This is a genomic window from Haladaptatus sp. AB643 (genome assembly GCF_024136975.1).
Lineage (GTDB): Archaea > Halobacteriota > Halobacteria > Halobacteriales > Haladaptataceae > Haladaptatus.
Map to the genome: position 1 here is coordinate 137,429 of NZ_JAMYJW010000006.1, position 22,392 is coordinate 159,820.

Here is a 22,392-nt window from a genome sequence, read left to right on the forward strand (position 1 = left end):
ACATTTAGTGGCATACGGTGAAGTTTAAGGCTTCGTACACAAATGAAAGGACATGGAAACACGGAAAGTTCAGCGACTCGGGCCATCGACGTTGGCGATGACCCTTCCTGCGGAGTGGGCACAGCAGCACGGGGTCGAGAAGGGTGACGAGGTTTCGTTGCGAATCAGCGGCAAAGGAACGCTCACCGTCCTTCCCGAATCGGCACACGACGACGAGTCGGAGGCGACGATTCACACCGAAGAGTTGGATGCGGACGCCGTCGAACGTGCCATCGTCGCCCAGTACGTTCTCGGTCGGCGCGTCATCCACGTCGTGAGTGAGGAGACCCTCGAAAGCAGCCACATCAACGCGGTCTACAACGCGGAAACACAGCTAATGGGACTCGGCGTCATCGAGGAAACACCCGAGAGCATCGCCATTCGATGCTCGGTCGACCCCGAGGATTTCGATCTGGACAACCTACTGGAGCGACTGGAGAACACGGGCAGTACCATGCGCGGCGAGGCCGTGAAGGCGCTCGCCCACGGCAACGCCGACCTCGCCCAGCGGGCGTTGAACCGCGAACGACAAGCGAACAAGATCTTCGTTCTTCTCCTCCGTCTCATCTTCACCGCACACGAAAACCCCGCCATCGCGCGTGCCATCGGGTTGGAAAGCGGTTTCCCGCTCATCGGCTACCGCTCGATTGCAAAGAACCTCGAACTCACGGCGGACAACGCGGAGGACATCGCGGACATCGTCCTCGCGGCCAACGGCCACTCCCTCGAAGTCGATAGCAGCACCATGCGGCGTATCCGGGAGTTCACCGATCAGGTGGACGAGATGACCGCGTTGGCGGTGCAAGCGAGCGTGGAGCGGGATTACGACAAGACGCTCGAAGTTCGACGCAAGTTCCACGAACTCGGTGACCGCGAGTCGGACATCCTCTCGGACCTCCCCGAAATGTCGAACGACGACCTCCTACAGATTCGGGACGTACTCGTCAGCCTCCAGCACACCGCCCAGTACGCCATGCGAAACGCGGAAATCGCGGCGAATCTGGCGCTCAACGAGGAAAGTCGACACACGACGATCAACTGATCGATTATCCCGATTATTTCTCGGGTTTTTCGTCCCGTAGTCGGAAGAATCAATACCCGAGGCAGACACGATGAGAACACGATAGAGCGTAGTCGACACCAATGATAGAGCGAACGTATTCTGACGACATCACGACGGAACAGGACGGCGAAACGGTATCGATAGCAGGAAACGTCCACGACATTCGAGACCTCGGTGGACTCTCCTTCGTCATCGTACGCGACCGGGAAGGGCAGATTCAGGTCGTGTTCAAGGAACAAAACGACGAGGAACTGTTCGAGGCGTCGAACGACCTCGGCAAGGAAGACGTCGTGCGAATCACCGGAACGGTGAAAGCGAGCGACCAAGCGCCGGGCGGCGTCGAACTCATGCCCTCCGGACTGGAGGTCATCAGCGAGGCCGACTCTCCGCTTCCGATGGAAGTGGCGAAGGACATCGAGTCGGACCTCTCGACCAGACTCGACAACCGGAGCATCGACCTCCGAAAGCCGGAGACCTATGCGGTCTTCTCGCTCCGCTCGAAGCTAGTCAACGCGATGGAAGAATGGTTCGACGACGAAGGATTCCGTAACGTCGATACGCCCCTCCTCTCGCAGGAAGGTGCGGAGGGTGGCGCGGAACTGTTCCCCGTCGTCTACTACGGCGACGAGGTGTTCCTCTCCCAGAGCCCGCAACTGTACAAGCAGATGCTCATGGCGGCCGGGTTCGACAAGATTTACGAGACCGGGACGGCGTTCCGTGCCGAAGCGTTCGCCACCTCCCGACACGTCTCGGAAATTTCGATGTTCGACGTCGAGTTGGCGTACATCGAGGACCACCACGACGTGATGGATGTCCAGGAGGAATCGCTTCGCTACACGCTCGAACAGGTCAGCGAGAACGCGGCGGACGAACTGGAGACGCTCGGCGTCGAACTCGACGTTCCGACCGACCCGTTCCCACGCGTTACGTTCGAGGAAGCGCGTGACATCCTCGCGACGGAGTTCGACCACGTTCCGGACGACGAAACCGACCTCGACACGAAAGGCGAGAAACTGCTCGGCGAGTACTTCGCGGAGCAGGGCCATCCCGCCTTCTTCGTCGTCGGCTACCCGGACGAGAAGTTCTACTACAAACAGGACGTGCCGGAGGACGACATCGCATCCCGAAAGTTCGACCTGATCTATCTGGGCCAGGAACTCTCCTCGGGCGGCCAGCGTGAACACGACATCGAGACGATGAGCCAGTACATGGAGGACCAGGGTGCCGACCCCGAGAACTTCCACTTCTATCTCGAATCGTTCCGCTTCGGTATCCCTCCACACGGCGGCTACGGGCTCGGTATCGACCGACTCGTCCAGAAGGTGGCCGGTCTCGAAAACATCAAAGAGGGAATCCTCTTCCCACGCGACCCCGACCGCGTCACGCCATAACGTCGTCGAAGTCGCGATTCGAAACCCTATTTTTCGACCGTTCGACCGGGACTATCCGCCGAAACGCGTTAGTCCGAGCCGACCTCCATGCTTCCCTCGACGAGCCGTTCGCCTTCCTTCTTCGCCATCAACGGGTTCCGGGAGGAAATCCGACATGGGAACTCCGGGTGCTCCCCGAAGTGACGAATCAACAGGTGTCGCCGTGACCCCGTGATTCCGGTTCGTCCCACGTCCTCGGCTGTGAACTCGTCGGGTAGTCGGTCGAACAGGCGAGCCATGGCGTCGAACGTCCGGAACACTTTGGCGTTCCCTGCGGAGTCTGCACTCCGTCGGGAAACCTCGTAACTGCCGTCCTCGCGGAACGTCCCCGCGGTACGGAAGAACTCTCGGCGTTCGGTCAGGGCATCGCCGACGGCGTCCTGCAGGTCCGTCGCGGACTCGCGTGACAACTCGAAGGTTTTGCCGTCGATGTCCAACAGAATCGATTCACCGTCGCGCGTTGCGGTTACGGAACTCTCATTACGGGAGAAGAACTCGACCAGGAGACTGGGTACTCCGTGCCATACATCTCTCTGTACTCGCCGGAATAAAAACTCTATCGGTGGGGGAGAATACTACACCGACCGGTGCATCTCGGCCAGCAGGTCGCCGAGAAGCCCGCCACCGTCGGTGGTCGTCGTGGTAGTCGCCGTAGTCGTCGTTCCGGTGGCTCCTGTCGTTGTGGCGGTTGTCGTTCCGGTCGTCGCGCTCGTCGACGAGTCCGTGGCAGGCGTCGTGGAGTGCGTGGTCGTCCCCGTTCCGTCGTCCGTCACCGTGTTGTGGGTCGTCGTTCCCCCGTTTCCAGCCGTCACGTTCGCGCTGGCGAGCGTCCCTTCGGCGGAATCGTTCTCGAAGATGTGGGTTTGGATCCGCTTTTCGTAGGTGAGTTGCCGGAGCGGCACACGAACTGTCTTGCCGCTCGGCAGTTCGATTTTCGCGTAAAACCTGATCTTCAGGTCCGTCCGTTGGTCGTTACGGAGGTGACTGACCCACCAATCGTCCAACTGGTCGTTCTGGATGATGGTTCGCATGCGGAGCGTCTTCTCCGACTTTCCGGGAATCGTGTACGGTTGCTCGGTCGTTCCGTTTCCGACGGCGATTCCGTTCATCGTCATCTCGTACCCGATTTCGCTTACCGTGTACGTCACGGATTTCGGATTGTACACCCGCATTCGCATCCGAATCGGCGTCTTCGAACGCGTCACTTCTCCCCAGTTCGCGCTCGTCTCGTTCACGTAGAGGACGGGGTCAGAGACGAACGGCACGCTGGCGTTTATCGGACGCGTCTTCGTGGAGTTGAACCCACTGATGATGTCCGTGTTGATATCGTTGCTGTACGGGACGTCCACCGACTTCTTTACGAGCGAGGAGTGAACCTTCGAGTGGATTCGAAGCGTCGTGTGTTCGCCGTTTCGGATGTGAGTCACCCACCACTCGGGGATTTTGTCGTTTCTCATCTTCGTCGAGAATCGTAACGTCGTGTTCCCCTTTTCGAGATGGAGGTTCGACTGACTGCCGTTCGCCATCGTCACACCGTTCATTTCGACGGTGTAGTTCACCGACGTGTTGCCGGCCTTGATATCGATGGGATTCGGATTTGCGACGACGAGAGCGGTTTGTATACCAGTCGTTTGATTTGTTACTTCTCCGAACTCGTTGTCCACGCCGACGACGTGTGGGACGCCGAGAACACCGTACAGTACGCCTGCTCCGAGGAGTACGACGACGAGTAGGATTCCGAGAAATCCTCGCTTTCCGAGAGGTAAGATTCGCTTGAGCCTTTCACCAACCATATGAGAGTTCCTACGGAGTGACGGGAAAAAACTCCCGAATCGAAGTCGTCGGTCTCCCGTCGTTGTTCCGAGTAGAATGAACTAAGTCCGCACCAGAAAGAGACCAACGCATGGCAGGATCACAGTCGGTTACGACTGATATGGGAATCGGCCTCTCCGTCGTGTTCATTTTCCTTGCGGTTGCTAGTGCAGCGCTAAGCTTCCTTACCCCTGGGACCGTCACTGCTGCGTGGGGCTTTGGGGCAGCAGTGACCGCGGGTGTGCTCTCGATCGCCGCGATTCACCTCTACTGACGGTGGCAGGAAATCGACACTTGTTTCGCGGAGGATAATGGTTAAGGCTGTCAGGCGCGTAGAGGGTTCCGAGGATGACTGAGTTCAGCAACGAGGAACAGCGAATCCTCGAATTCCTGCGCGAAAGCGTGGCTGGTGGTGAACGCTACTTCCGCGCAAAGAACATCGCCAAGCATCTCGGACTTTCGTCCAAGCAAGTCGGCTCCCGACTTCCCCGCCTCGCAGAGAAATCCGAAGACGTGGACATCGAGAAATGGGGACGTGCACGTTCGACGACGTGGAAAGTAAGTCCGAGTTAAGTGGCTGGCTTTTTACCGCTACAGCCTAATCTAGTCGTATGACTGTCCGGGTAGAGCGGACCTTCGACCTGCCGGTTCCGCCCGAGGATGTGTGGGGGTTCATCGCCGAGCCGGAGTACCGAGCGAAGGCCATCAGTGTGGTTTCGGACTACGATCTGAAAGACGACGGCAAGCGAGCGACGTGGCACATCGAACTCCCGATCCCGTTCGTGAATCGAACGGTCCCTGTCGAGACCGAGGACGTGACGCGTGAGGAACCACGGTACGTAAAGTTCGTCGGCAAGTCGTCGGCGATGCGCGTGACGGGTGAACACGAAATCGAGGAAACGGAGGACGGTAGTCAACTCCACAATCGGTTCGTCGTCGAGGGCAAGGTTCCCGGCATCGAACGCTATTTCAAGAAACACCTCGACGACGAGTTGACGAACTTGGAACGAACACTTCGGAACGAGGTCGGTGTCGTCTCGTGAAACTCGCACTCGCACAGATCGCCGTCGAAGGGGGTGACGTGGCGGCGAACGTCGACCGAGCAACGGACGCCATCGAATCAGCGGCCGCACGCGGTGCCGACCTCGTCGCGCTTCCCGAAATCTTCAACGTCGGCTATTTCGCCTTCGAGACGTACCAGCGAAACGCTGAATCGCTCACCGGGTCGACGCTCACACGCATCAGCGACCTCGCCGACGAGCACGACATCGCGGTACTCGCGGGGAGCATCGTGGAGGACCTTTCGCTGACGGACGGCGAGACTCCCGCCGAGGAGGGGCTTTCGAACACGTCCGTCTTCTTCGACCGTGACGGCCGTCGGAAAGCGGTGTATCGAAAACACCACCTGTTCGGCTACGAGTCGGCAGAAGCCGAACTGCTCGTCCCGGGCGAGTCGCTCGGCATCACCGAGTTCGAGGGTGTGACCGTCGGGATGACCACCTGTTACGACCTTCGATTTCCGGAACTGTATCGTGATCTCGCGGAGGAAGGCGCGACGCTGCTGCTCGTGCCCAGCGCGTGGCCCTACCCCAGAGTCGAACATTGGAACGTGTTAGCACAGGCGCGCGCCATCGAAAACCAGTGCTTCCTCGCGGCGATCAACGGGTCAGGTTCGTACGAGGATGCGACGCTAATCGGCCGTTCGTCGGTATATGACCCGTGGGGAACACTGCTTGCCAGTACGGGTGATGACCCGGAGCTAGTGATTCGGGATATCGACCCCACACACGTCGAACGAGTGCGCGAGGAATTCCCCGCGTGGCACGATAGACGTCGCTAGCCGACTGTAAAAAAACCGATAGAAAGGGGAGATTATAGTGCGATCGCGTGATTGTCCGAGAGCGTTTCAGGCATGCTCTTGTGGTAGGTCACTGCACCCGATCTCGTGACGATTTTGGCCGTAAACGATTGACGTTCCTTGAGTCCGCCGGTGAGTTCCTTCGTGTTGAGGACGATGCGGAAACGGTCCTGCTTGTCCACGAGAACTGGGAGCGTATTGTGCGTGTCACGAATCGATCGAACGGCGAATCGGCTCTTGTTCGCCTTGTTTCCTTCCACCAAAATAGTAGCACCGTCGGGACCGAGCCATTCGATAGTCGCCTTCGAGAGGTTGATATCGCCCGCACCAGAGCCTTTCATCACCGTGAGGTTGACGTAATCAACTTCGTGGACACCGGTCGTCGAGTTGGTAGTGACGTTTCCGTACCCACTGACGATGTGTACACGGTCCGTTACCTGTGCAGTACTCTGTGTGCCAGTTCGCTCGGATTTCGACTGGAGGAAGCCCGCCGTGTTGATGAGTACGCCCGCCGCAATCGCGGCGACCAATACCATCGCGATGAACACGATGAGCGTCCCGATGCCGACCTGACCTCTGTCCGAGATCGAACCGTCGTTATTGTTCTCTTTCATGTTTGTTTATATTCTTTTATATGATTTTTGTCAGTCCAGTATTGCATGCATACGATAGGGGATGTATTATAACCACCAGACTATTATCATGTATGAGAACCCGGTAAACAGTACTATTTGACAAATACGTGTTGAGGATTCGGTAGTGAAACGCGTCGCTACTGAGGAAGGTACTATTGGAGAGAATCGGCGCGCTGCGTCTTAGTCTGCTTGTGGTGCGACCGCTTTGCGTTCGGTCTCACTCATTCCCGACGTGATTGCCTCGGACAGCGCAAACACTGCCGCTTTGTGATCGGTTTTCGATTTGTGAATAGACGTTGGTCGTACGCCAAGGGAGTCGTACTCGTCAAGCGAAATCTGTTCTCCGTCCCGTTTCTCGAAGTGATTGCCAACTTCCGCAAGCAGGCCGTGAAGGTGGATGAGCTCCTGCTTCTTCATAAGCACACGAAGATAACGGTTGCAGGGTTATATTACTATCTTGAGTCCCGTTAGCACGCCGTATAGTCAGCTTCTCGGGGGGTTTCAGAAGAGTTTCGAAAATTGATGCAGTATCACGGCGATGCGCTCGTCCGGACATGTCCGATTACGGGTGGTAGTAGGATTACCCATCCGATGAAACGACTCATTGGTCTGGACCGCATTAGGCGGGCATACCGACAGTAGCGAACTATATCCGGAAAAAGGGATCGCCATGAAAAGTGGGTTCGTTCGTCGATTACAACGTCGGCTTACTGCAGTTGTTTGAGCGTTTCGAGGTCACGCTCGGTTCGCGTGAACTCCGATGTCGCTCGGGTCGCATGACAGTTAGGGCAGTTGAACTGTCGTTTCGGTTCCGGCAGCTCGTCCGGTCCCGATTCCCAGTGCTTTCCGCATTCTGGACAGAGTAATCGAACGTAGGTCTCCACCATACGACCTATATCGGTCGGAAAGGAGAAAAATCTTTTTGGCGCTCCCCCGAAAGAGAGCAGTCGCTACTCGTCTCTCCCGTGACGAAATCCGATTACAACCGTTCGAGATTCGTCGCTCGTGGGCCTTTATCTGCCTGTTCGATGTCGAATTCGACTTCCTGTCCCTCCTCTAAGTCCGGGCCGCCGACATCCTCCATGTGGAAGAACACGTCGTCGTCCGCGTCGTCCGTCTCTATGAACCCGTAGCCGCCGGTATCGTTAAAGAAGGTGACCGTACCTTTCGCCATTGCACGTAGACAAACCGCCGTGACGGGCATAAAAATTGCGGTTATTGGTATCGTGTGACAATATACCGTAGAACATACATTCCGTCGACGGGTAAAATCGAACTACTCGCCGACGGTAGCGTGAACCGAGGGCTGAAACTCGTCACGAGACGGTTCGAATTATGGTCTCGACTTCCTTCCAGTTATGCTCGACTTCCGCCGACGGTGCGTAGGTCGCACCGTACTCCTCCGTTCGGATCTCGGCGAGTTCGTGTTTGACGAGGATATCGAGGTGGTGACGGACGGTACTGTAGTCGATATCGAGGTCGGTTGCCAACTGATTCGCGTTCCGTGGCTCCTCCGCGAGTTGCTCCAGCAGGGCCGCCCGACGAGCACCGCCGCGACTCCCGGAGAGGACGTACCACAGTTTGCCGCTTTGGCTCATCGTCCCTGCCTCCACGTATCCCCGATGCTGCGCGTTCGGTGTGTCACGGACGTTACCGACGAACGCCATGCCCCTTGCTATGGAGTGGCTAAACCGGGGTAAATTGTCATCTATTCCGACAAGGAAGGGTCAAAACATCAGTCCCACGTGACCCACGTGAGAAACACGAGTGCGACGAATTCGAGGACGTGGAGTGCCAGCATCGCGCGCCACGCGGGTGCCGGTACTTTCGTCGCAAACCAGACGGACAGCACGTTGTCCCACGAGTAGATGTACACCGCTAGCGCGTTCTGACAGAGGAGGAGGATGGCAAACACGGACAGGCCGAGCGTGTGTTTCGAATGGAACTGTCGGTAGTTGTCCAACCAGACGTAGCTCAAGCCGAGGAGCAACACCACGTTGAGGGCCGTAGAAACCCGCGCGACGTCTATCCAGATTCCCATCCGTCGTACCTCCTTTGTGATCGCTCTCGCATATATGCTTTCCCAGATTCGGCCATACTCAGTCCATCTTCTCCATGATGTCCTCGATCGTCTCCCAATGCTGTCGGGCTTGGTCGGTCAACAAGTACACAGCACCGTAGTCGTCGCCGCTGTTCTCGACGATGCTGTTGTCCATCAACACGTCGAGGTGATGACGAACGGTTTTGTAATCGAGGTCCAAGTCCTCCGCCAATCGGTTGGCGTTCCGTGGTCGCTCGTCTAGCGCCCGAACCAATCGTACACGATTGGCTCCGCCGCGAGTTCCGGTGAGCACGTACCAGAGAACGCCCTCCATTACACCGGACCGAAACACCCCTTCCACGTAAGCGCATCGCCCTACTAATCAGAGATCGTCACATCGTGAACAGGTGCCCCTCGCGGGGAACGTCGAAGATTCCGATCCGTGCGCCTGCGTCCAACCACGCGTGGCCGTAGGAAAACGACGCCAACGCGTTGACGAAGTCGTCGTCCGCCTTGAAGTGCCTCCCGTCGTCCAGATACGACTGCGCCATCTCCCGACAGTCGAGCGCCGCCTCACCCATCGGCGTGTCAGTCGGTGCCGAAACCTCGGCGGCGTCGAGCGCTTCCGACAACAGGCGTTCGTACCGGTTCGTCTTTTCGACCAGATCTGCAGGCATGACCGAACCGTGGTGGGGCGCGAAGGTAAGGTCTGCGACACCGTCCGTGAAACCGGAAAGCAGGGGAGACAGCGCAAGGTAAATACACTACGAAGAGTGATATTGCACCATGACCGAAGAGCCTCGGGTGGAGATGTACACCAAGGAGAACTGTTCGTATTGCGAGAAGGCCAAGGACCTCCTCGACGAGAAGGGAGTCGAGTACGAGACGTACAACGTCACTGGCGACGATGAACTGTTCGAGGAGATGGTCGAACGGGCGGACGGGCGCAAGACTGCGCCGGAGGTGTTCGTCGACGACGAACTCATCGGAGGGTGGGACGAGACCTGCGCGCTCGAACAGGAGGGGAAACTGGACGAGAAACTCGGACTCGCCATCGCTGACGGGGGAGAAGAGGACGTCGAACACCGCAAACTCATCGTCTCCGGAAGCGGAATCGCGGGACTGACCGCGGCCATCTACTCCGCGCGGTCGAACAACGACCCCCTCGTCTTGCAGGGTGACGAACCCGGCGGACAGTTGACGCTCACGACGGCCGTGGAGAACTACCCCGGATTCCCCGATGGAATCAGCGGGCCGGAACTGATCAACAACATGCAACAGCAGGCCGAGCGGTTCGGTGCCGAGGTAAAAACCGGCATCATCGCGGACGTGGACGAGTCCTCGCGTCCGTTCCGCGTCGAGTTGACGAACGGCGACGTGTACACGACGGACGCGCTCATCGCGGCCAGCGGTGCGAGCGCCCGAACGCTGTCGATTCCGGGCGAGGACGAACTGATGGGGTACGGCGTCTCGACCTGTGCGACCTGCGACGGCGCGTTCTTCCGCGACGAGGAGATGGTGGTCATCGGCGGCGGCGACGCCGCCTTCGAGGAAGCGACGTTCCTGACCAAGTTCGCGAAGAAGGTGTACCTCGTCCACCGCCGCGAGGAGTTCCGCGCGGAGAACTACTGGCAGGACCGCCTGCAGGAGAAGGTCGATGCTGGCGAGATCGAAGTGATGAAGAACACCGAAGTCACCGAGATTCACGGCTCGCCCGAGGAGGGCGTGGACCACGTCACTTTGGTGTCGAACCCCGAAGGGAAACCATCGCAAAAGCTCGACGACCCCGAGACCGAGGAGTTCGACTTCGACGTGGGCGCGGTGTTCCTCGCCATCGGTCACACGCCGAACACGGGATACCTCGAAGACACGGGCGTCGAACTGGACGAGGAGGGCTACATCCGAACGGAAGGCGGAGAGGGCGGCAACCAGACGAAGACGGCCGTCCCCGGAATCTTCGGTGCGGGCGACGTTGTGGACTTCCACTACCAACAGGCGGTGACCGCGGCAGGCATGGGGTGTAAGGCCGCGCTTGACGCGGACGACTACCTGGAGACGGCCGAACTCGGCGGAGCGAGTGCCACCCAAGAGAGCGCGGCGGCCTCCGACGACTGATCCGAAGACCGAGAACCGTATTTTCGGGTCGAAGTTGCAGCCACAGGGTTTAGTTTCTTCACTCCGGTAGTGGACCGCATGGACTTCGACCTCCGCGTCTCCGAACTCGAACCGCTTCACGGTCGACTCGAAGAGGCGCTCGAACGGGTTTTCGAGTTACAGGCGGGAACGCGTGTGAACTCGGACGAGTTCTTCTCGGAGGAGTTCATGCAAAGATACACCCAGTTCGACTCGTTTCACGCCTTCTACCGCGAGAGCGCGTGGAACCTCGAAGGGCCGGGTCGGATGGACGAACTCCCGGACGAACGTCTCGATAGCTACGTCGTGGAGACGACGGAGTTTGCGACGTGGGAGGAGATGAAGACCGCCGCCGCGGAGGAAGCCATCGTCGACCAGTTGCTCTCCTGATTACGTGAAACCCGGCACCATCGTCAGCAGTCGATACAGCGCGAAGCTGATGAACCCGGCACCGACCATCGACACGACCCACGCGCCGACGGTGTACCCGGCTTTCGACGCCGAAACGCCGCCCCCCGAATTCGAGGAACGAACGGCCAAGCCAGCGCCGACGATGCTCGATATCATCACCTTGTTGAACGAGATCGGAATGCCGAGAACGATCGCAAGTTGGGCGATGAGGAACGCCGGAATGAGCGCGGCGATCGACCGTCGCGGGCCGAGCGAGGCGTACTCCTGTGCGACCGCCTGAATGAGTCGTGGTGCCCGCGTCCACGCGCCGACGAGGATGCCGAGACCACCGAGCGCGAGCAGGTACACTGTGGAGATATGCAGGTCGGTTTCGAAGATGGCTTCCAGCGGACCGGTCGCGAGGCCGACCTGTGTCCCGCCGCTCGTGAACACGACCATGAGACCGAGGACGACGAGAAATCGATTGATTCCTTTCTGCTCGTCGTTCACGAGCGCCAACCGAGTGACGAGGACGGCGAGGATGCCGAAGACGACGCTGACGAGGACCATTCCGAGGGTGTAGCTTCCGACGAGGTGACCCGGAAGCAGGTCCCAATCCGTGGAGAGGGTCCGAGCGATCGAACCGGGTGTCCCGTTCGATTTCGGAGTGACCGTCAGTTGGATGTTGGCTACTGCGTAGCCGACGAGTCCGGCCAGCACGGGAACGCCGATCGATTCCGGTACCGATTCGCTTCGCAGCGCTCTGGCGACGCCGTAGGCGATGATGGCGTTCGTGACCGGAATCGTGAACCAGAACGCGAGGATTTTGACGTACTCGTGCGTCGCAAAGCCGCCGCCGAGCGAGATACCGGCACCTACCATCGCGCCCGTGACGGCGAAGGCCGACGGAATCGGGTATCCCCGCGTGTTGCCGATGGTGATGAGCGTCGCGGCCGTCAGGAGGGCCGCCGCGGCCGCGACCGGCGTTATCGTCACACCGGTGACGAGGTCCTTTCCGATGGTCTCGGAAATGCTTCCACCTTGGACGATCGCTCCGAGTCCGGCGACGAGTCCCACCAACAGCGCGGCCCGCAGGATCGACAGCGCGTTCGCGCCGACGGCAGGTGCGACGGGTGCGGAGTTGCTGTTCGCGCCGACCGTCCACGACATGAACAGCGATGCGACCAACGCGACGACCACGACGAGAAGTACTGTGGCCATTACGAAAGAGATGACCGCACGGCACACGTTCCTGTCACTATCCAGTCATAGGGATGCGTCTCGGTCTGAAACATCGACCTACTCTACAAAATCCTCCGTTAAGTGGTCTTTGGTACGGTTTTCGGGGAATAGGATCAAGGAAGTTATGAATAACCAGTTCCTATCTACCCAGATGATTGAAACGGTCGTCGCCGTGCAGTCGCCATCCACAGACCCTTAACGCTTCACGTCAAAACGGGTGGTATGGTAGAAACAGATTCCGTCGAGACGGAAACGTACACCATCGAAGGACCGGACGGAAACACCGACGAAGTCGAACTCCCGCCGGGACTCATCGACCTGCTCCGCGAGGAGGACGAATCGCGGGAGACCGTCATCGGCGACATGGCCGTCGTCTCCTTCGTCCAGCAGGCCCACGCGGCGGTTCACCACACGCAGGGCCAACCCGACGAGGAAGTCGTCGCCATCGAGGAGAAAGCACGAGAGCTGTTCGAGGAGCGTATCGGCATCACGTTCGAGCAGGCGACCGGCCACTCGCACTGAACGCACGAAAATTGCCGTTCGCCGTTTTTTCTAGTTCAGTTCGACACGGTCGCCGATCTCGATGATCTCCAGTGCGTTCGGATACTCGTAGCTCCGCGTGTGGTCGTACAGCGCCGTCGGGTCCGCCGTCAGCCCTTTCCACATGTCCCAGTGGGTCGGGAGGAGCGTATCGAGTTGGAGGGCGTTCGCCGCGTCGGCGATTTCGTTTTCGTCGCTGTACCACTTCGTGTACTTCGGTTCGCGGGTTTCCTTGTCGGGAATCCAGCCGTCGGAGCCGAAGGCGAGCACGCCGAGGTCGATGTCGTAGGATTCGCCGATGGTTTCGAGTTCCTCGCCGGGTTTGGTATCGCCGCCGTGGAAGAAGGTGACGTCACCGTGTTCGATGACGTAGGAGACGGGATGTGTCGCGTCGGCGTCGTGGCTCGGTTCGACGTGAATCGTGAATTCGCCGACTTCGAACGTCTCTCCCTCCGCAACTTCCTCGAACTGGTCGTCCGAGACGTCCCAGTTGTCCGTCCACTGCTCGTCCTCACGTGCGACGGCGAGGCTGTCGTCGGGTGCGTAGAACGCCGCGCCGGTCGAGGCGAGGATGGCTGCTTGGCTCGGCCCGTGGACGTGGTCGGTGTGTTCGTGGGTCGCCAGCACCGCATCGGCTTCCGTCACGTCTTCCGGGTCGAACGGGACGGGAATCATCCGAACGGTTCGTGGCGGATCACCCGTGCCGACGTACGGGTCGATGAACAGCGTCGTTTCGTCGCTCCCCTTCAGGACGAACCCGTTGCAACCGAGATACCAGAGCGCGATTCCATCCGGTGTCGTTTCCTCGACTTCTCGCGGGAGCCAATCTCCCCAGTCGCTACTTGCCATGTGAATACTGCCCGGTAAACGCGCCTAAATCTTGTGTTCGACTCAGGGTAATCTCGAATATATGTGCAGATACGTACAGAATGAATCGACGACATGAAGTCACTAACCAAAGACATATGGCCACTCAGTCACACTAACTTAACGCCTGCGGATAGTGTCTTCACTGTCACGGCAGGCAGTCGGTACTGCAATGTGTCTCTGACGGGTGCGGCCTCTACCGCCGCACCTCACATTCTGATGGACGACCCAGCGATGCGGTCGAGAGACGTTTCTATCTCGGGGTCGTCGAAAGCGCGTTCGACCGTGTTCGTCTCGGCATCGTAGCTGATAAGTCCACAGTCAGAGAGTCGCGGGAGATGATTGTGGTGCAGTTCGATGGTAAGTTGCCGACGGTCTGTCGCGAGGACCGACTCGTCCTCGGCGATGACCGTGACGAGTTCTGCCAACGAGACTGGTGGTTCGTGCACCGAGAGATATCCGAGAACGATGCGACGGAGGCGATGTTCGAGGATGGCGAACAGTTCGGATGACGATGGGTTGGCAGTTTCGTTACTACGTCCGAGTGAATGCTGACTTGTGACCATGCGTATCTCCTTGCGAGTGGGTTCGTGGTGGTATCGGGCCGTCGCGTAGCGGGAACCGACGCTCGAACCGAACGCCCGGGCGGAAAAAACATCGAAACGAGGGGTTATTACTTTAGTTCACCGAACGGGATTCGAAATCGAAAAATCGTATGCTCTCCTAAAACGCGTCTCGAATCCCGAACGAGGTTTATAACTGTTACTGTATTTTAAGCCAGATTTATAACAGTCGGGTGGGAAACGATCGGTAACACATGTCCGACGAGAGTGGTCCGGAAGCGCTGATTTCGACAGTCGTCAAGCGTGCCGGATTTCTCGCCGCCCTCTCGTCGGGACCGATCCCGAAACACCATCTCGGAGACGAACTGGGCGTCTCCCGTTCGACGGTGTACAAAGCGGTGCGGGAACTCCACGAATACGACCTCGTCGAGCGAACCGACGACGGACTCGCCTTGACGGTCGTCGGACGGATACTCGCAAGCGAGTACGATTCCTTTCGAGCCACCGCCGAAGACGTCCGTCGAACCCGCCAACTGCTCTCCACCCTTCCATCGGAGGCAGAGCTATCCACCGCACTCCTCGACGACGCTCGGACGGTTTTCGCCGAGCGACACGCCCCCAACTATCCGATACGGTCGTTCAGGGAGATGGTCGACAGCGCGGACGTCGTGCGCGGTATCTCGCCGGTGGCACTTCCCCAGTACGTCGAACTGTTTCACGACCGTGTCATCGACGGGAATATGACCGCAGAGTTGGTACTCGAACGCCCCGTGGTCGAGTACCTCGTCACGGATTACGGTGCGCAGTTGAACGAAGCGCTGGACTCGGACCAACTATCGATCTGGGAGATGGATGCGACGTTCCCGTACGGACTCATCGTCGTCGAAGGCGCACACGACGGCGTCAGTGTCGTCGTCTACGACGAGCGGGGAGAACTCCGTGGTATCATCGCGAACGACACCCCCGCTTCGGTAGAGTGGGGAAAAGACGTGTTCGAATCCTACCGCGAGCGGGCGACCCTCGTCGGCGGGAGGTAGCTACCGGTCTTCCCACTCCGGGTCGCGGTCTTCGAGGAACGCGTCGATACCCTCGTTTTTGTCCCCCGACGCGAACAGCAGGGCGAACAGTTCCGCTTCGTACTCGATTCCTGATTCGAGGTCCATCCGACTGCTCGCTTTCACCGCCTTCTTCGCCAGTTCGAGCGCCGTCGGGCTCTTATCGGCCATCCGACCCGCGAGTTCGTACACGCGGTCCTCGAACTCCTCGTCTTCACGGACTTCGTCCACGAGACCGATCTCCCGGGCTTCCTCGGCGTCGATGATCTCCCCGGAGAGGACGAGTCGCATGGCTTGCCCCTCGCCGACCAGTCGCGCCAGTCGCTGGGTGCCACCGCCACCGGGCATGATGCCGAGATTGATTTCGGGTTGGCCGAGTTTCGCCCGCTCGTGTACGATACGCACGTCGCAGGCCTGTGCGAGTTCACAGCCCCCGCCGAGTGCGTGGCCGTTGATGGCCGCGATGACCGGCTTTTCCAGGTCGTCCACGTACTCGTACACGCGCGGCCGCTTGCTCGCTTCGCGCTGGGAGAGCGCGTCCCGTTCCCGCAGTTCCTTCACGTCGGCCCCCGCGACGAACGCCTTCGCCTCCGACGCGCCGGTGAGCACGACGACGCGTACATCAGATGAGGCTTCGACGGCATCCAAAACGTCCTTCAGTTCGGCGCGCACCTGCGCGTTCAGCGCGTTGCGCGCATCGGGCCGGTTCAGTATGACCGTGCCGACGTACTCCTCGACGTCGAAATCGACGGTCTCACACTCGCTTGCGACCTGCTCGGGACTGCCGGGGGTGTCGTCGTCGGTCATTCGTCGTCACCGCCATTCATTTGTCCCGACACTCCCACGATTTCGCCGTCCTCCCAGACGTAGAACCCCTCGCCGGTCTTCTTGCCGAGTTTCCCGGCGCGAACCTTCTGGCGCAGAATCTGCGGCGGGCGGAACCGCTCGCCGAGTTCCTCGCGGAGGTGTTCGAGGATACCGAGTCGGACGTCCAACCCGACCACGTCGCCGAGTTCGATCGGTCCCATCGGGTGGTTGTAGCCGAGTTCCATCGCCGTGTCGATGTCCTCGGGACTCGCCACGCCTTCCTGTAACATGCGGATCGCTTCGACACCGAGCGCGACGCCGAGGCGCGAGGACGCGAATCCCGGCGAGTCGTTGACCTCGACGCCCACCTTGTCGATGCCGTCCACGAACTCGGACGCGAATTCGACCGTCTTCAAACTACTCTGCTCGGGAATCACGATTTCGACCAGTTTCATGATGTGCACCGGGTTGAAAAAGTGTAGCCCGATGGCCCGACTCGGATCGTTCAGTGCGCTGGCGATTTCGGTCAGCGAGAGCGACGAGGTGTTCGACGCGATTATCGCGTCGTCGGACGCGAACTCCTCCACGTCCGCGAACGTCTCGCGCTTGATTTCCATCTTCTCCGGCACTGCCTCGACCACCATATCCGCGTCGGTGACGGCCGCTTCGAGGTCCGTCGTTCCGGAAATCCGGTCGAGTGCGGCTTCCTTCTCGGCTTCCGTGACCTTGTCGCGCTCGACACCTCCTTGGAGGTTCGCCTCGATGCTCTCGATGCCGTTCTCCACGAACTCCTCCTCGATGTCGCGGAGCGTCACGTCGTGACCCGCCATCGCCGTCACCTGTGCGATTCCGTGACCCATTGTCCCCGCTCCGAGTACGCCTACCTTCATCGTGCGAAAACGCGTTCGGACGCACGAAAAACGTTTATCTCCGGTCACGATACGGCGGCAGGTCACCGATATCGTTTATCCACCGACCCCGTCTATATGATTTCCGAGAACTACGTCGAACGTATTGTCACCGCAACCGTTTACAGAAAGCTTTTATCCTCGCCGGAAAATCGACTAATTGTCTCGGGTAGGGGTACACGAGACAAGACTTCTTTCGAAGCAATCAGTTCGAGACGGGAGTCCGTCACGTCCGTCCGAAATCGACTGACGAGTATCTAGTATCTCCGCCCCGTGATGGGAAAACTGTCGAGGGTCGGTCATTCGTTTGCTCCCCCGTTTTCTTGCCCTCGTGTTGGGGTTCAGCCTCCGACCGGTACGGAACCCCGACCCGATCTCAAGATTCAGCCGACTGGCTGAATATTGAACGACGACCGGAGCGGAGCGCCAGTATACTTCAAAATCCAGCCGATGGCTGGATTTTAAATCATCACCAGAGCAAAGCGCTGGCGTAATTTAAAGTTCGCCCGTCGGGCGAACTTTAAACCCGTACCTCGTGACGCCTTCCTGCGTATAGATACGGCGCATCGTCGTCTCCACCGAATCGCCGATTTCGAGGGTTCCAGGCGCAGCACCCGTCACCTGCGCGGGAACGCTCGCCTCGCCGCCATTCGGTCCGGAGAGGGCGACGACGGCCACGTCGAAGTCGCCCGATTTGGCCTGCTGTTCGGCGAACTCGGGGGGCGCACCGCCCTGCGAGATGGTCGTCAAGGCTTCGACGGTTCCCTCGCCGGTCAGTCGCACGTCGTCGTACTCGCCCAGCGAGTTACAACCGTTACACGCGCCCTCCGGCGGGAAGTTCAGCGCGCCGCAGTCGGGGCATTTCCCGGCGAGCAATCGATGTCGCTGGTCGAGCGTGCGTCGCCACGACGGTACGCTGACGTACGCTCCGCCACCGCTCGGCGGGCCGGAGGTCAGGTCGCCGCGCAGTCGGAGATATTCGGCGTAGGAAACGGGGTCGTCGCCGTCGAGCGCCAGCGAGACGGGAACGTCGTCGCTTGCTTCGACTACGAACGCGTCCGCCCCCGCGCCGCTGCCGAACGAGGCGGCGAGGATTCGTTCGTAGCCGTCGGCGAGGGATTTGGCGAGGCTCAGCGGGACGCTCGCCGCGCCCGTGTCGCCGAGTTCGTGGACGAGTGCGCCCGCCCGTATCTCGTCGATGCCGACGCCGAGCGCGCCCGCCGCCCGGTAGGGAAGTTTCCCGTCCGGTGCCTGTACCGCCGCGGCGTCAACAGCACCGGTATCTACCTGTTCGACTGCGCCCGCGAGCGTCTCCGAGAACGCTCGTCGGTCGTAGCTGGTGACGCCCAACCCTTCGACGCTCGACTCGCCGGTCTCGCGGAAGCGCGTTCCGGGGAATTCCGTCGTGTATTCTGCCCGTTCGACGACGCTGGCGGGACCGTCGTCGGCGAGGACGAAGGCCGCCGCGCCCGCGCCTGCCGCGTGGTCTTCCGCGGAATCCGGTTCGCCGCGGGGAGCGTCCGCGGCGACGACCAAGCCGACGCCGTCGTCCCACGGGCCTGCGGCGAGTCCGGCCACGAGCGCCCGCGTCCCGGCGCGGGTACTTCCGGTGAAGACGTGGCGCGTCGCGTCGTCCGGGACGCCGAGCATGCCGCCGAGTCGGGCGGTCACGTCCTCCTCGGCCATCGGCGGCGTGGTGGAGGCGAAGGCGAGGAACGAAATTTCCGGAGTTCCGGCGGCGTCGAGTGCTCGCCGTGCGGCCTCGTAGGCCATCGTCAGCGTGTCCTCGTCGGCATCCGGCACCGCTTTCCCGTTCACTCCGGCGGCGTGGAACTGCCCCCACGCCTCGCGGAACTCGTCGGCGGAAATTCGGAACCGCGGCGCGTAGGCACCGACCGCGGCGACCTTCGGTGTGCGTTCGTCTCCGGTCATGCTTCCACCTCCGATTCCTTTTCGAGCACGTGGACGACGGCCGCCCCGCCGCTCCCGCCGACGTTGTGTGTCAGGCCGCGCTTCGCGCCTTCGACCTGTCGTTCGCCTGCACTTCCCGAGAGCTGTTTGTACGCCTCGACCATCTGTCCGGCCCCGGTCGCGCCGATGGGGTGTCCCTTCGATTTCAGGCCGCCGGAGGTGTTGACGGGGCGTTCGCCGCCGAGTTCCGTCGCGCCGGAGGCGACGAGTTCACCGGCCTCGCCCGGTTCGCAGAAGCCGAGGTCCTCGTAGGCCAGCAGTTCCGCGATGGCGAAACAGTCGTGAACCTCCGCGAAGTCGATGTCTTCGGGCGTGACGTCCGCCATCTCGTAGGCCGATTGGGCGGCCTCGCGGGAGGCCGGAACCGAGGTGTAGGTGTCGCGCTGGAACAACCCGACGCGGTCGCTGGCCGCGCCGACGCCCGCGATTCGGATGGGGTCGTCGGTGTACTCGTCCACCACGTCCTCGCTCACGACGATGGCGCAGGCCGCCCCGTCGCTCGTCGGACAGCAGTGATACAGCGTGAGGGGGTCGGCGACGACTTGCGCGTTCATCGCGTCCTCCAGGGAACACTCGAAGCCGAGCTGAGCGTGCGGGTTCTTCGCGCCGTTGGCGTGGTTCTTCACCGCGACGTGGGAGAGATGCTCCGCGGTCGTGCCGTACTTCTCCATGTGTGCGTCGGCCATCTGCGCGTAGACGCCCGCGAACGTGGTTCCCGAGAGTCGTTCCCACTCGGTTTCGCCGGAGACGCCGAGCCAGTACTTCGTCGCGTCGCTCGACGTGTCGGTCATGACTTCGACGCCGCCCGCGAGGACGACGTCCGCCATGCCGCTTTTGACGGCCTGCACGGCCTGCCGGACCGCGTAGCCGCTCGCCGCACAGGCGTTCTCGACGCGGGTGCACGGGATTCCGTCGAGGCCGACGTGTTCGGTCACCGCCGGGCCGGAGAGACCCAGTTGACGGCCGCCGACGCCGAGCATGCCGACGACTGCCTCGTCCACGTCGTTCGGGTCGATACCCGCCGGGACGCTGTCGCAGGCCGCTTCGAAGGCGGTGCGGAACAGCGACCGGTAGCTTTCGTCGGGGAACGACCCGAAATCCGTCTGGGCCGCGCCGACCAAGTACGCATCTCGCATGTCTCGAACTGGCAGTCGTGGGGGGAAATAACTGCCGTCACCGCCACGCTTTCGCCGGGATGAGTTCCCATCGCTTCCACGGTTCCGGCGGGAGATTCAAGAACCTCGGCGGCCTACGGGCGACTGTGTACGGACACGCGGCAATCAAGGTGAAGGACCGGCACGGCTGACGTGGTCGGCATCGACATCAGCGGTCGCCACGAGGAGGAGGGCGAATACCTGATGGTCGCCGCCGCCATCCACGCGACGGTCGGCACGACACGACTTCACAGTGTACGGGGGATGGGCTTTGCGGTCAGTCACGCGGAACCGACGCTTTCGGAAACGACGAGAGTCGTCGCTGACGCCGTTTTCGACCTCCCGGACCCGACGGCGGAGCCAATCGTCGCCGAACGGGGAGAATTCTACGAGGAGCCGATTTGGATGGTCGAACAGTACCTCGAACCTGATTTTAAGTACGTCGAGAGCATAGCTGAACGTGAAACAGTGCAGGCCGCACACCACGCCGCGTACGCCGCCCGCAAACTACTCCTATGAAAGCGATACTTGCAAAACGGGTAGATGACGGAACCGCTTCCATCGAAGAACTGTCGGAGTTGGCCCGCGCCGCGGGCTACGACGTCGCCGCGGAAGTCACCCAATCGAGAGAAGAGGACGCCGCATACCAGTTCGGCGAGGGGAAGGTCGCGGAACTCTCCGCGGCCGTCACCGAACGCGATGCCGGAATCGTCATCTTCGACAATCAACTCGGGCCGTATCAGACGTACAACCTGGGCCAGCGACTGCCCGACGGAACCGAGGTCATCGACCGCTTCCGATTGATCCTCGAAATCTTCGGCCAGCGCGCCCAGACGCGGAAAGCGCAGTTGCAGGTCGAGTTGGCGGAACTGCGCTTCGAACTGCCGCGCGTCGAGGCGAAGACGAGCCTCGCGAAACGTGACGAGCGGCCGGGGTTCATGGGGCTCGGTGAGTACGACGAGAGCCACGAACAGGCCATCAAGGACCAGATAAGCCGCATCAAGGACGAATTGGACGCCATCGCGGACAAGGAGGCGGACCGCAGACAGAAGCGCCGCGAATCGGGATTCGACCTCGTGGCGCTCGCGGGGTACACGAACGCGGGCAAATCCACGCTCCTCCAGCGCCTCGCCGAGGATCTCGAAATCGGTGAGAACGACGATCTGCATCCGGACTTGGATCCGACGGCGGAAGCCGAGGACCGCCTATTCACGACGCTCGGAACCACGACCAGAAAGGCGGACATCGACCGGCGGGACGTGTTGCTGACGGACACAGTCGGGTTCATCAGCGACCTTCCGCACTGGCTGGTTGAATCGTTCAAATCGACCTTGGATGCGGTGTACTACGCCGACCTCGTGTTGCTCGTGGTGGACGTGAGCGAACCCGTAGACGACATCCGGGAGAAACTCGTCACCTGCCACGACACGCTGTACGAGCGCAATCAAGCGCCCATCGTGACGGTGTTGAACAAGATCGATGCCGTGAGCGACGAGGAACTCGAAGAAAAGCGAAAGGCGCTGTCGGCACTCGCGCCGAATCCGGTCGCTATCAGCGGTAAGGATGATCTGAACGTGGCGGAACTCAAACGGCGTATCGATATCGAACTACCCGATTGGGAGTTCGAACGCCTCGTTATGCCGATGACCGATGAAACGATGAGCGTCGTGTCGTGGGTTCACGATCACGGACGCGTGGAGGACGTGACCTACACCGACGACGAAGTCGTGGTCGAGTTCGAGGCACGGCCCTCTATCGTTCAACAATCCCGGTCGAAAGCGAGTGATCTGACGGCGGTGCCGTCGGCTTAAAGCATCGAATATAACGATACGGCCCCGTTCGAGCGAATCCAAGCGCAGTGGTTCTTTTGATCGTAAATGAGGA

At 60.4% G+C, this 22,392-nt stretch carries 29 protein-coding genes; 12 read left to right on the top strand and 17 right to left on the bottom strand.

What is annotated here, in order from left to right; genetic code table 11:
• Nucleotides 1-52 precede the first annotated feature (52 nt).
• Both NKF25_RS13645 and aspS read left to right on the top strand, forming a co-directional pair.
• Nucleotides 53-1,081 carry a phosphate uptake regulator PhoU gene (locus tag NKF25_RS13645; protein WP_253227213.1) on the top strand — a complete coding sequence of 343 codons (1,029 nt, stop codon included), beginning with the start codon at nucleotides 53-55 and terminating at the stop codon, nucleotides 1,079-1,081.
• Nucleotides 1,082-1,182: 101 nt separating this feature from the next.
• Nucleotides 1,183-2,493 carry an aspartate--tRNA(Asn) ligase gene (gene aspS / locus NKF25_RS13650; RefSeq protein WP_253227214.1) on the top strand — a complete coding sequence of 437 codons (1,311 nt, stop codon included), beginning with the start codon at nucleotides 1,183-1,185 and terminating at the stop codon, nucleotides 2,491-2,493.
• Between the two features lie 68 nt (nucleotides 2,494-2,561).
• Here the strand turns inward: aspS and NKF25_RS13655 are convergent, their stop codons facing one another.
• Nucleotides 2,562-2,969: a hypothetical protein gene (locus tag NKF25_RS13655; protein WP_253227215.1), complete on the bottom strand. Its 408-nt coding sequence runs from the start codon at nucleotides 2,967-2,969 to the stop codon at nucleotides 2,562-2,564.
• A gap of 138 nt (nucleotides 2,970-3,107) precedes the next feature.
• On the bottom strand, nucleotides 3,108-4,325 hold the full coding sequence (locus tag NKF25_RS13660; protein WP_253227216.1) for an LEA type 2 family protein: 1,218 nt from the start codon (nucleotides 4,323-4,325) through the stop codon (nucleotides 3,108-3,110).
• 110 nt (nucleotides 4,326-4,435) lie between these two features.
• Here NKF25_RS13660 and NKF25_RS13665 point away from each other — a divergent pair, with 110 nt between their 5' ends.
• The 4 genes from NKF25_RS13665 (at nucleotide 4,436) to NKF25_RS13680 (ending at nucleotide 6,184) form a co-directional block, all read left to right on the top strand.
• On the top strand, nucleotides 4,436-4,618 hold the full coding sequence (locus tag NKF25_RS13665; RefSeq protein ID WP_253227217.1) for a hypothetical protein: 183 nt from the start codon (nucleotides 4,436-4,438) through the stop codon (nucleotides 4,616-4,618).
• Nucleotides 4,619-4,692: 74 nt separating this feature from the next.
• Nucleotides 4,693-4,917 carry a hypothetical protein gene (locus NKF25_RS13670; RefSeq protein ID WP_007977383.1) on the top strand — a complete coding sequence of 75 codons (225 nt, stop codon included), beginning with the start codon at nucleotides 4,693-4,695 and terminating at the stop codon, nucleotides 4,915-4,917.
• Between the two features lie 38 nt (nucleotides 4,918-4,955).
• Nucleotides 4,956-5,387, top strand: coding sequence for an SRPBCC family protein (locus NKF25_RS13675; protein WP_253227218.1), 432 nt, complete (start codon nucleotides 4,956-4,958; stop codon nucleotides 5,385-5,387).
• On the top strand, nucleotides 5,384-6,184 hold the full coding sequence (locus tag NKF25_RS13680; RefSeq protein ID WP_253227219.1) for a carbon-nitrogen family hydrolase: 801 nt from the start codon (nucleotides 5,384-5,386) through the stop codon (nucleotides 6,182-6,184). Before NKF25_RS13675 ends, NKF25_RS13680 begins: the two co-directional genes overlap by 4 nt.
• Before the next feature lie 32 nt (nucleotides 6,185-6,216).
• Here NKF25_RS13680 and NKF25_RS13685 read toward each other — a convergent pair whose 3' ends face one another.
• The 8 genes from NKF25_RS13685 to NKF25_RS13720 form a co-directional block, all read right to left on the bottom strand.
• A complete protein-coding gene (locus NKF25_RS13685; protein WP_253227220.1) occupies nucleotides 6,217-6,816 on the bottom strand; it encodes an archaellin/type IV pilin N-terminal domain-containing protein in 600 nt (199 codons plus the stop codon).
• 201 nt (nucleotides 6,817-7,017) lie between these two features.
• Nucleotides 7,018-7,254, bottom strand: a complete 237-nt coding sequence (locus NKF25_RS13690; protein ID WP_253227221.1) for a UPF0058 family protein — start codon at nucleotides 7,252-7,254, stop codon at nucleotides 7,018-7,020.
• Between the two features lie 290 nt (nucleotides 7,255-7,544).
• Nucleotides 7,545-7,724 (bottom strand): hypothetical protein, encoded by a 180-nt coding sequence (locus NKF25_RS13695; RefSeq protein ID WP_066145336.1) that lies wholly within the window; start codon nucleotides 7,722-7,724, stop codon nucleotides 7,545-7,547.
• Nucleotides 7,725-7,816: 92 nt separating this feature from the next.
• On the bottom strand, nucleotides 7,817-8,011 hold the full coding sequence (locus NKF25_RS13700; protein ID WP_066145339.1) for a cold-shock protein: 195 nt from the start codon (nucleotides 8,009-8,011) through the stop codon (nucleotides 7,817-7,819).
• Between the two features lie 142 nt (nucleotides 8,012-8,153).
• Nucleotides 8,154-8,504, bottom strand: coding sequence for a winged helix-turn-helix domain-containing protein (locus NKF25_RS13705; protein ID WP_342766332.1), 351 nt, complete (start codon nucleotides 8,502-8,504; stop codon nucleotides 8,154-8,156).
• 68 nt (nucleotides 8,505-8,572) lie between these two features.
• Nucleotides 8,573-8,878 (bottom strand): hypothetical protein, encoded by a 306-nt coding sequence (locus NKF25_RS13710; protein ID WP_253227222.1) that lies wholly within the window; start codon nucleotides 8,876-8,878, stop codon nucleotides 8,573-8,575.
• Nucleotides 8,879-8,936: 58 nt separating this feature from the next.
• On the bottom strand, nucleotides 8,937-9,212 hold the full coding sequence (locus tag NKF25_RS13715) for a winged helix-turn-helix domain-containing protein (RefSeq protein ID WP_066145352.1): 276 nt from the start codon (nucleotides 9,210-9,212) through the stop codon (nucleotides 8,937-8,939).
• 58 nt (nucleotides 9,213-9,270) lie between these two features.
• Nucleotides 9,271-9,555 carry a DUF357 domain-containing protein gene (locus NKF25_RS13720; RefSeq protein ID WP_253227223.1) on the bottom strand — a complete coding sequence of 95 codons (285 nt, stop codon included), beginning with the start codon at nucleotides 9,553-9,555 and terminating at the stop codon, nucleotides 9,271-9,273.
• A gap of 109 nt (nucleotides 9,556-9,664) precedes the next feature.
• Between NKF25_RS13720 and trxB the strand changes: the two genes are divergently transcribed.
• Both trxB and NKF25_RS13730 read left to right on the top strand, forming a co-directional pair.
• Nucleotides 9,665-10,993, top strand: a complete 1,329-nt coding sequence (gene trxB, locus NKF25_RS13725) for a thioredoxin-disulfide reductase (RefSeq protein ID WP_253227224.1) — start codon at nucleotides 9,665-9,667, stop codon at nucleotides 10,991-10,993.
• Nucleotides 10,994-11,071: 78 nt separating this feature from the next.
• Nucleotides 11,072-11,401 (top strand): hypothetical protein, encoded by a 330-nt coding sequence (locus tag NKF25_RS13730; protein ID WP_066145359.1) that lies wholly within the window; start codon nucleotides 11,072-11,074, stop codon nucleotides 11,399-11,401.
• On the opposite strand, the gene NKF25_RS13735 is transcribed toward NKF25_RS13730, so the two are convergent.
• Nucleotides 11,402-12,622, bottom strand: coding sequence for an inorganic phosphate transporter (locus tag NKF25_RS13735; RefSeq protein WP_253227225.1), 1,221 nt, complete (start codon nucleotides 12,620-12,622; stop codon nucleotides 11,402-11,404).
• Between the two features lie 243 nt (nucleotides 12,623-12,865).
• On the opposite strand from NKF25_RS13735, the gene NKF25_RS13740 reads away from it, so the two are divergent.
• Entirely contained in the window at nucleotides 12,866-13,165 is a 300-nt protein-coding gene (locus NKF25_RS13740) for a hypothetical protein (protein ID WP_066145362.1), read from the top strand.
• 30 nt (nucleotides 13,166-13,195) lie between these two features.
• On the opposite strand, the gene NKF25_RS13745 is transcribed toward NKF25_RS13740, so the two are convergent.
• Nucleotides 13,196-14,032 (bottom strand): MBL fold metallo-hydrolase, encoded by an 837-nt coding sequence (locus NKF25_RS13745; protein WP_253227226.1) that lies wholly within the window; start codon nucleotides 14,030-14,032, stop codon nucleotides 13,196-13,198.
• Nucleotides 14,033-14,259: 227 nt separating this feature from the next.
• The gene (locus NKF25_RS13750; protein WP_253227227.1) at nucleotides 14,260-14,616 is read right to left on the bottom strand and encodes a hypothetical protein; all 357 of its coding nucleotides are present in this window, start codon (nucleotides 14,614-14,616) and stop codon (nucleotides 14,260-14,262) included.
• A gap of 251 nt (nucleotides 14,617-14,867) precedes the next feature.
• Here NKF25_RS13750 and NKF25_RS13755 point away from each other — a divergent pair, with 251 nt between their 5' ends.
• Nucleotides 14,868-15,650 (top strand): hypothetical protein, encoded by a 783-nt coding sequence (locus NKF25_RS13755; protein WP_253227228.1) that lies wholly within the window; start codon nucleotides 14,868-14,870, stop codon nucleotides 15,648-15,650.
• Here NKF25_RS13755 and NKF25_RS13760 read toward each other — a convergent pair whose 3' ends face one another.
• From NKF25_RS13760 to NKF25_RS13775, 4 genes are all read right to left on the bottom strand, one after another.
• Nucleotides 15,651-16,475: an enoyl-CoA hydratase-related protein gene (locus NKF25_RS13760; RefSeq protein WP_253227229.1), complete on the bottom strand. Its 825-nt coding sequence runs from the start codon at nucleotides 16,473-16,475 to the stop codon at nucleotides 15,651-15,653.
• Nucleotides 16,472-17,365, bottom strand: a complete 894-nt coding sequence (locus tag NKF25_RS13765) for a 3-hydroxyacyl-CoA dehydrogenase family protein (RefSeq protein ID WP_253227230.1) — start codon at nucleotides 17,363-17,365, stop codon at nucleotides 16,472-16,474. The genes NKF25_RS13760 and NKF25_RS13765 overlap by 4 nt, the downstream gene beginning before the upstream one ends.
• Before the next feature lie 513 nt (nucleotides 17,366-17,878).
• Nucleotides 17,879-19,315, bottom strand: a complete 1,437-nt coding sequence (locus NKF25_RS13770) for a zinc ribbon domain-containing protein (protein ID WP_253227231.1) — start codon at nucleotides 19,313-19,315, stop codon at nucleotides 17,879-17,881.
• Nucleotides 19,312-20,490 carry a thiolase domain-containing protein gene (locus NKF25_RS13775; RefSeq protein ID WP_253227232.1) on the bottom strand — a complete coding sequence of 393 codons (1,179 nt, stop codon included), beginning with the start codon at nucleotides 20,488-20,490 and terminating at the stop codon, nucleotides 19,312-19,314. Before NKF25_RS13775 ends, NKF25_RS13770 begins: the two co-directional genes overlap by 4 nt.
• A 171-nt stretch (nucleotides 20,491-20,661) precedes the next feature.
• On the opposite strand from NKF25_RS13775, the gene NKF25_RS13780 reads away from it, so the two are divergent.
• Together NKF25_RS13780 and hflX are read left to right on the top strand one after the other, a co-directional pair.
• Nucleotides 20,662-21,027 (top strand): DUF2209 family protein, encoded by a 366-nt coding sequence (locus tag NKF25_RS13780; protein WP_253227233.1) that lies wholly within the window; start codon nucleotides 20,662-20,664, stop codon nucleotides 21,025-21,027.
• Nucleotides 21,024-22,319, top strand: a complete 1,296-nt coding sequence (gene hflX / locus NKF25_RS13785) for a GTPase HflX (RefSeq protein WP_253227234.1) — start codon at nucleotides 21,024-21,026, stop codon at nucleotides 22,317-22,319. Before NKF25_RS13780 ends, hflX begins: the two co-directional genes overlap by 4 nt.
• The last annotated feature ends 73 nt before the right edge of the window (nucleotides 22,320-22,392 follow it).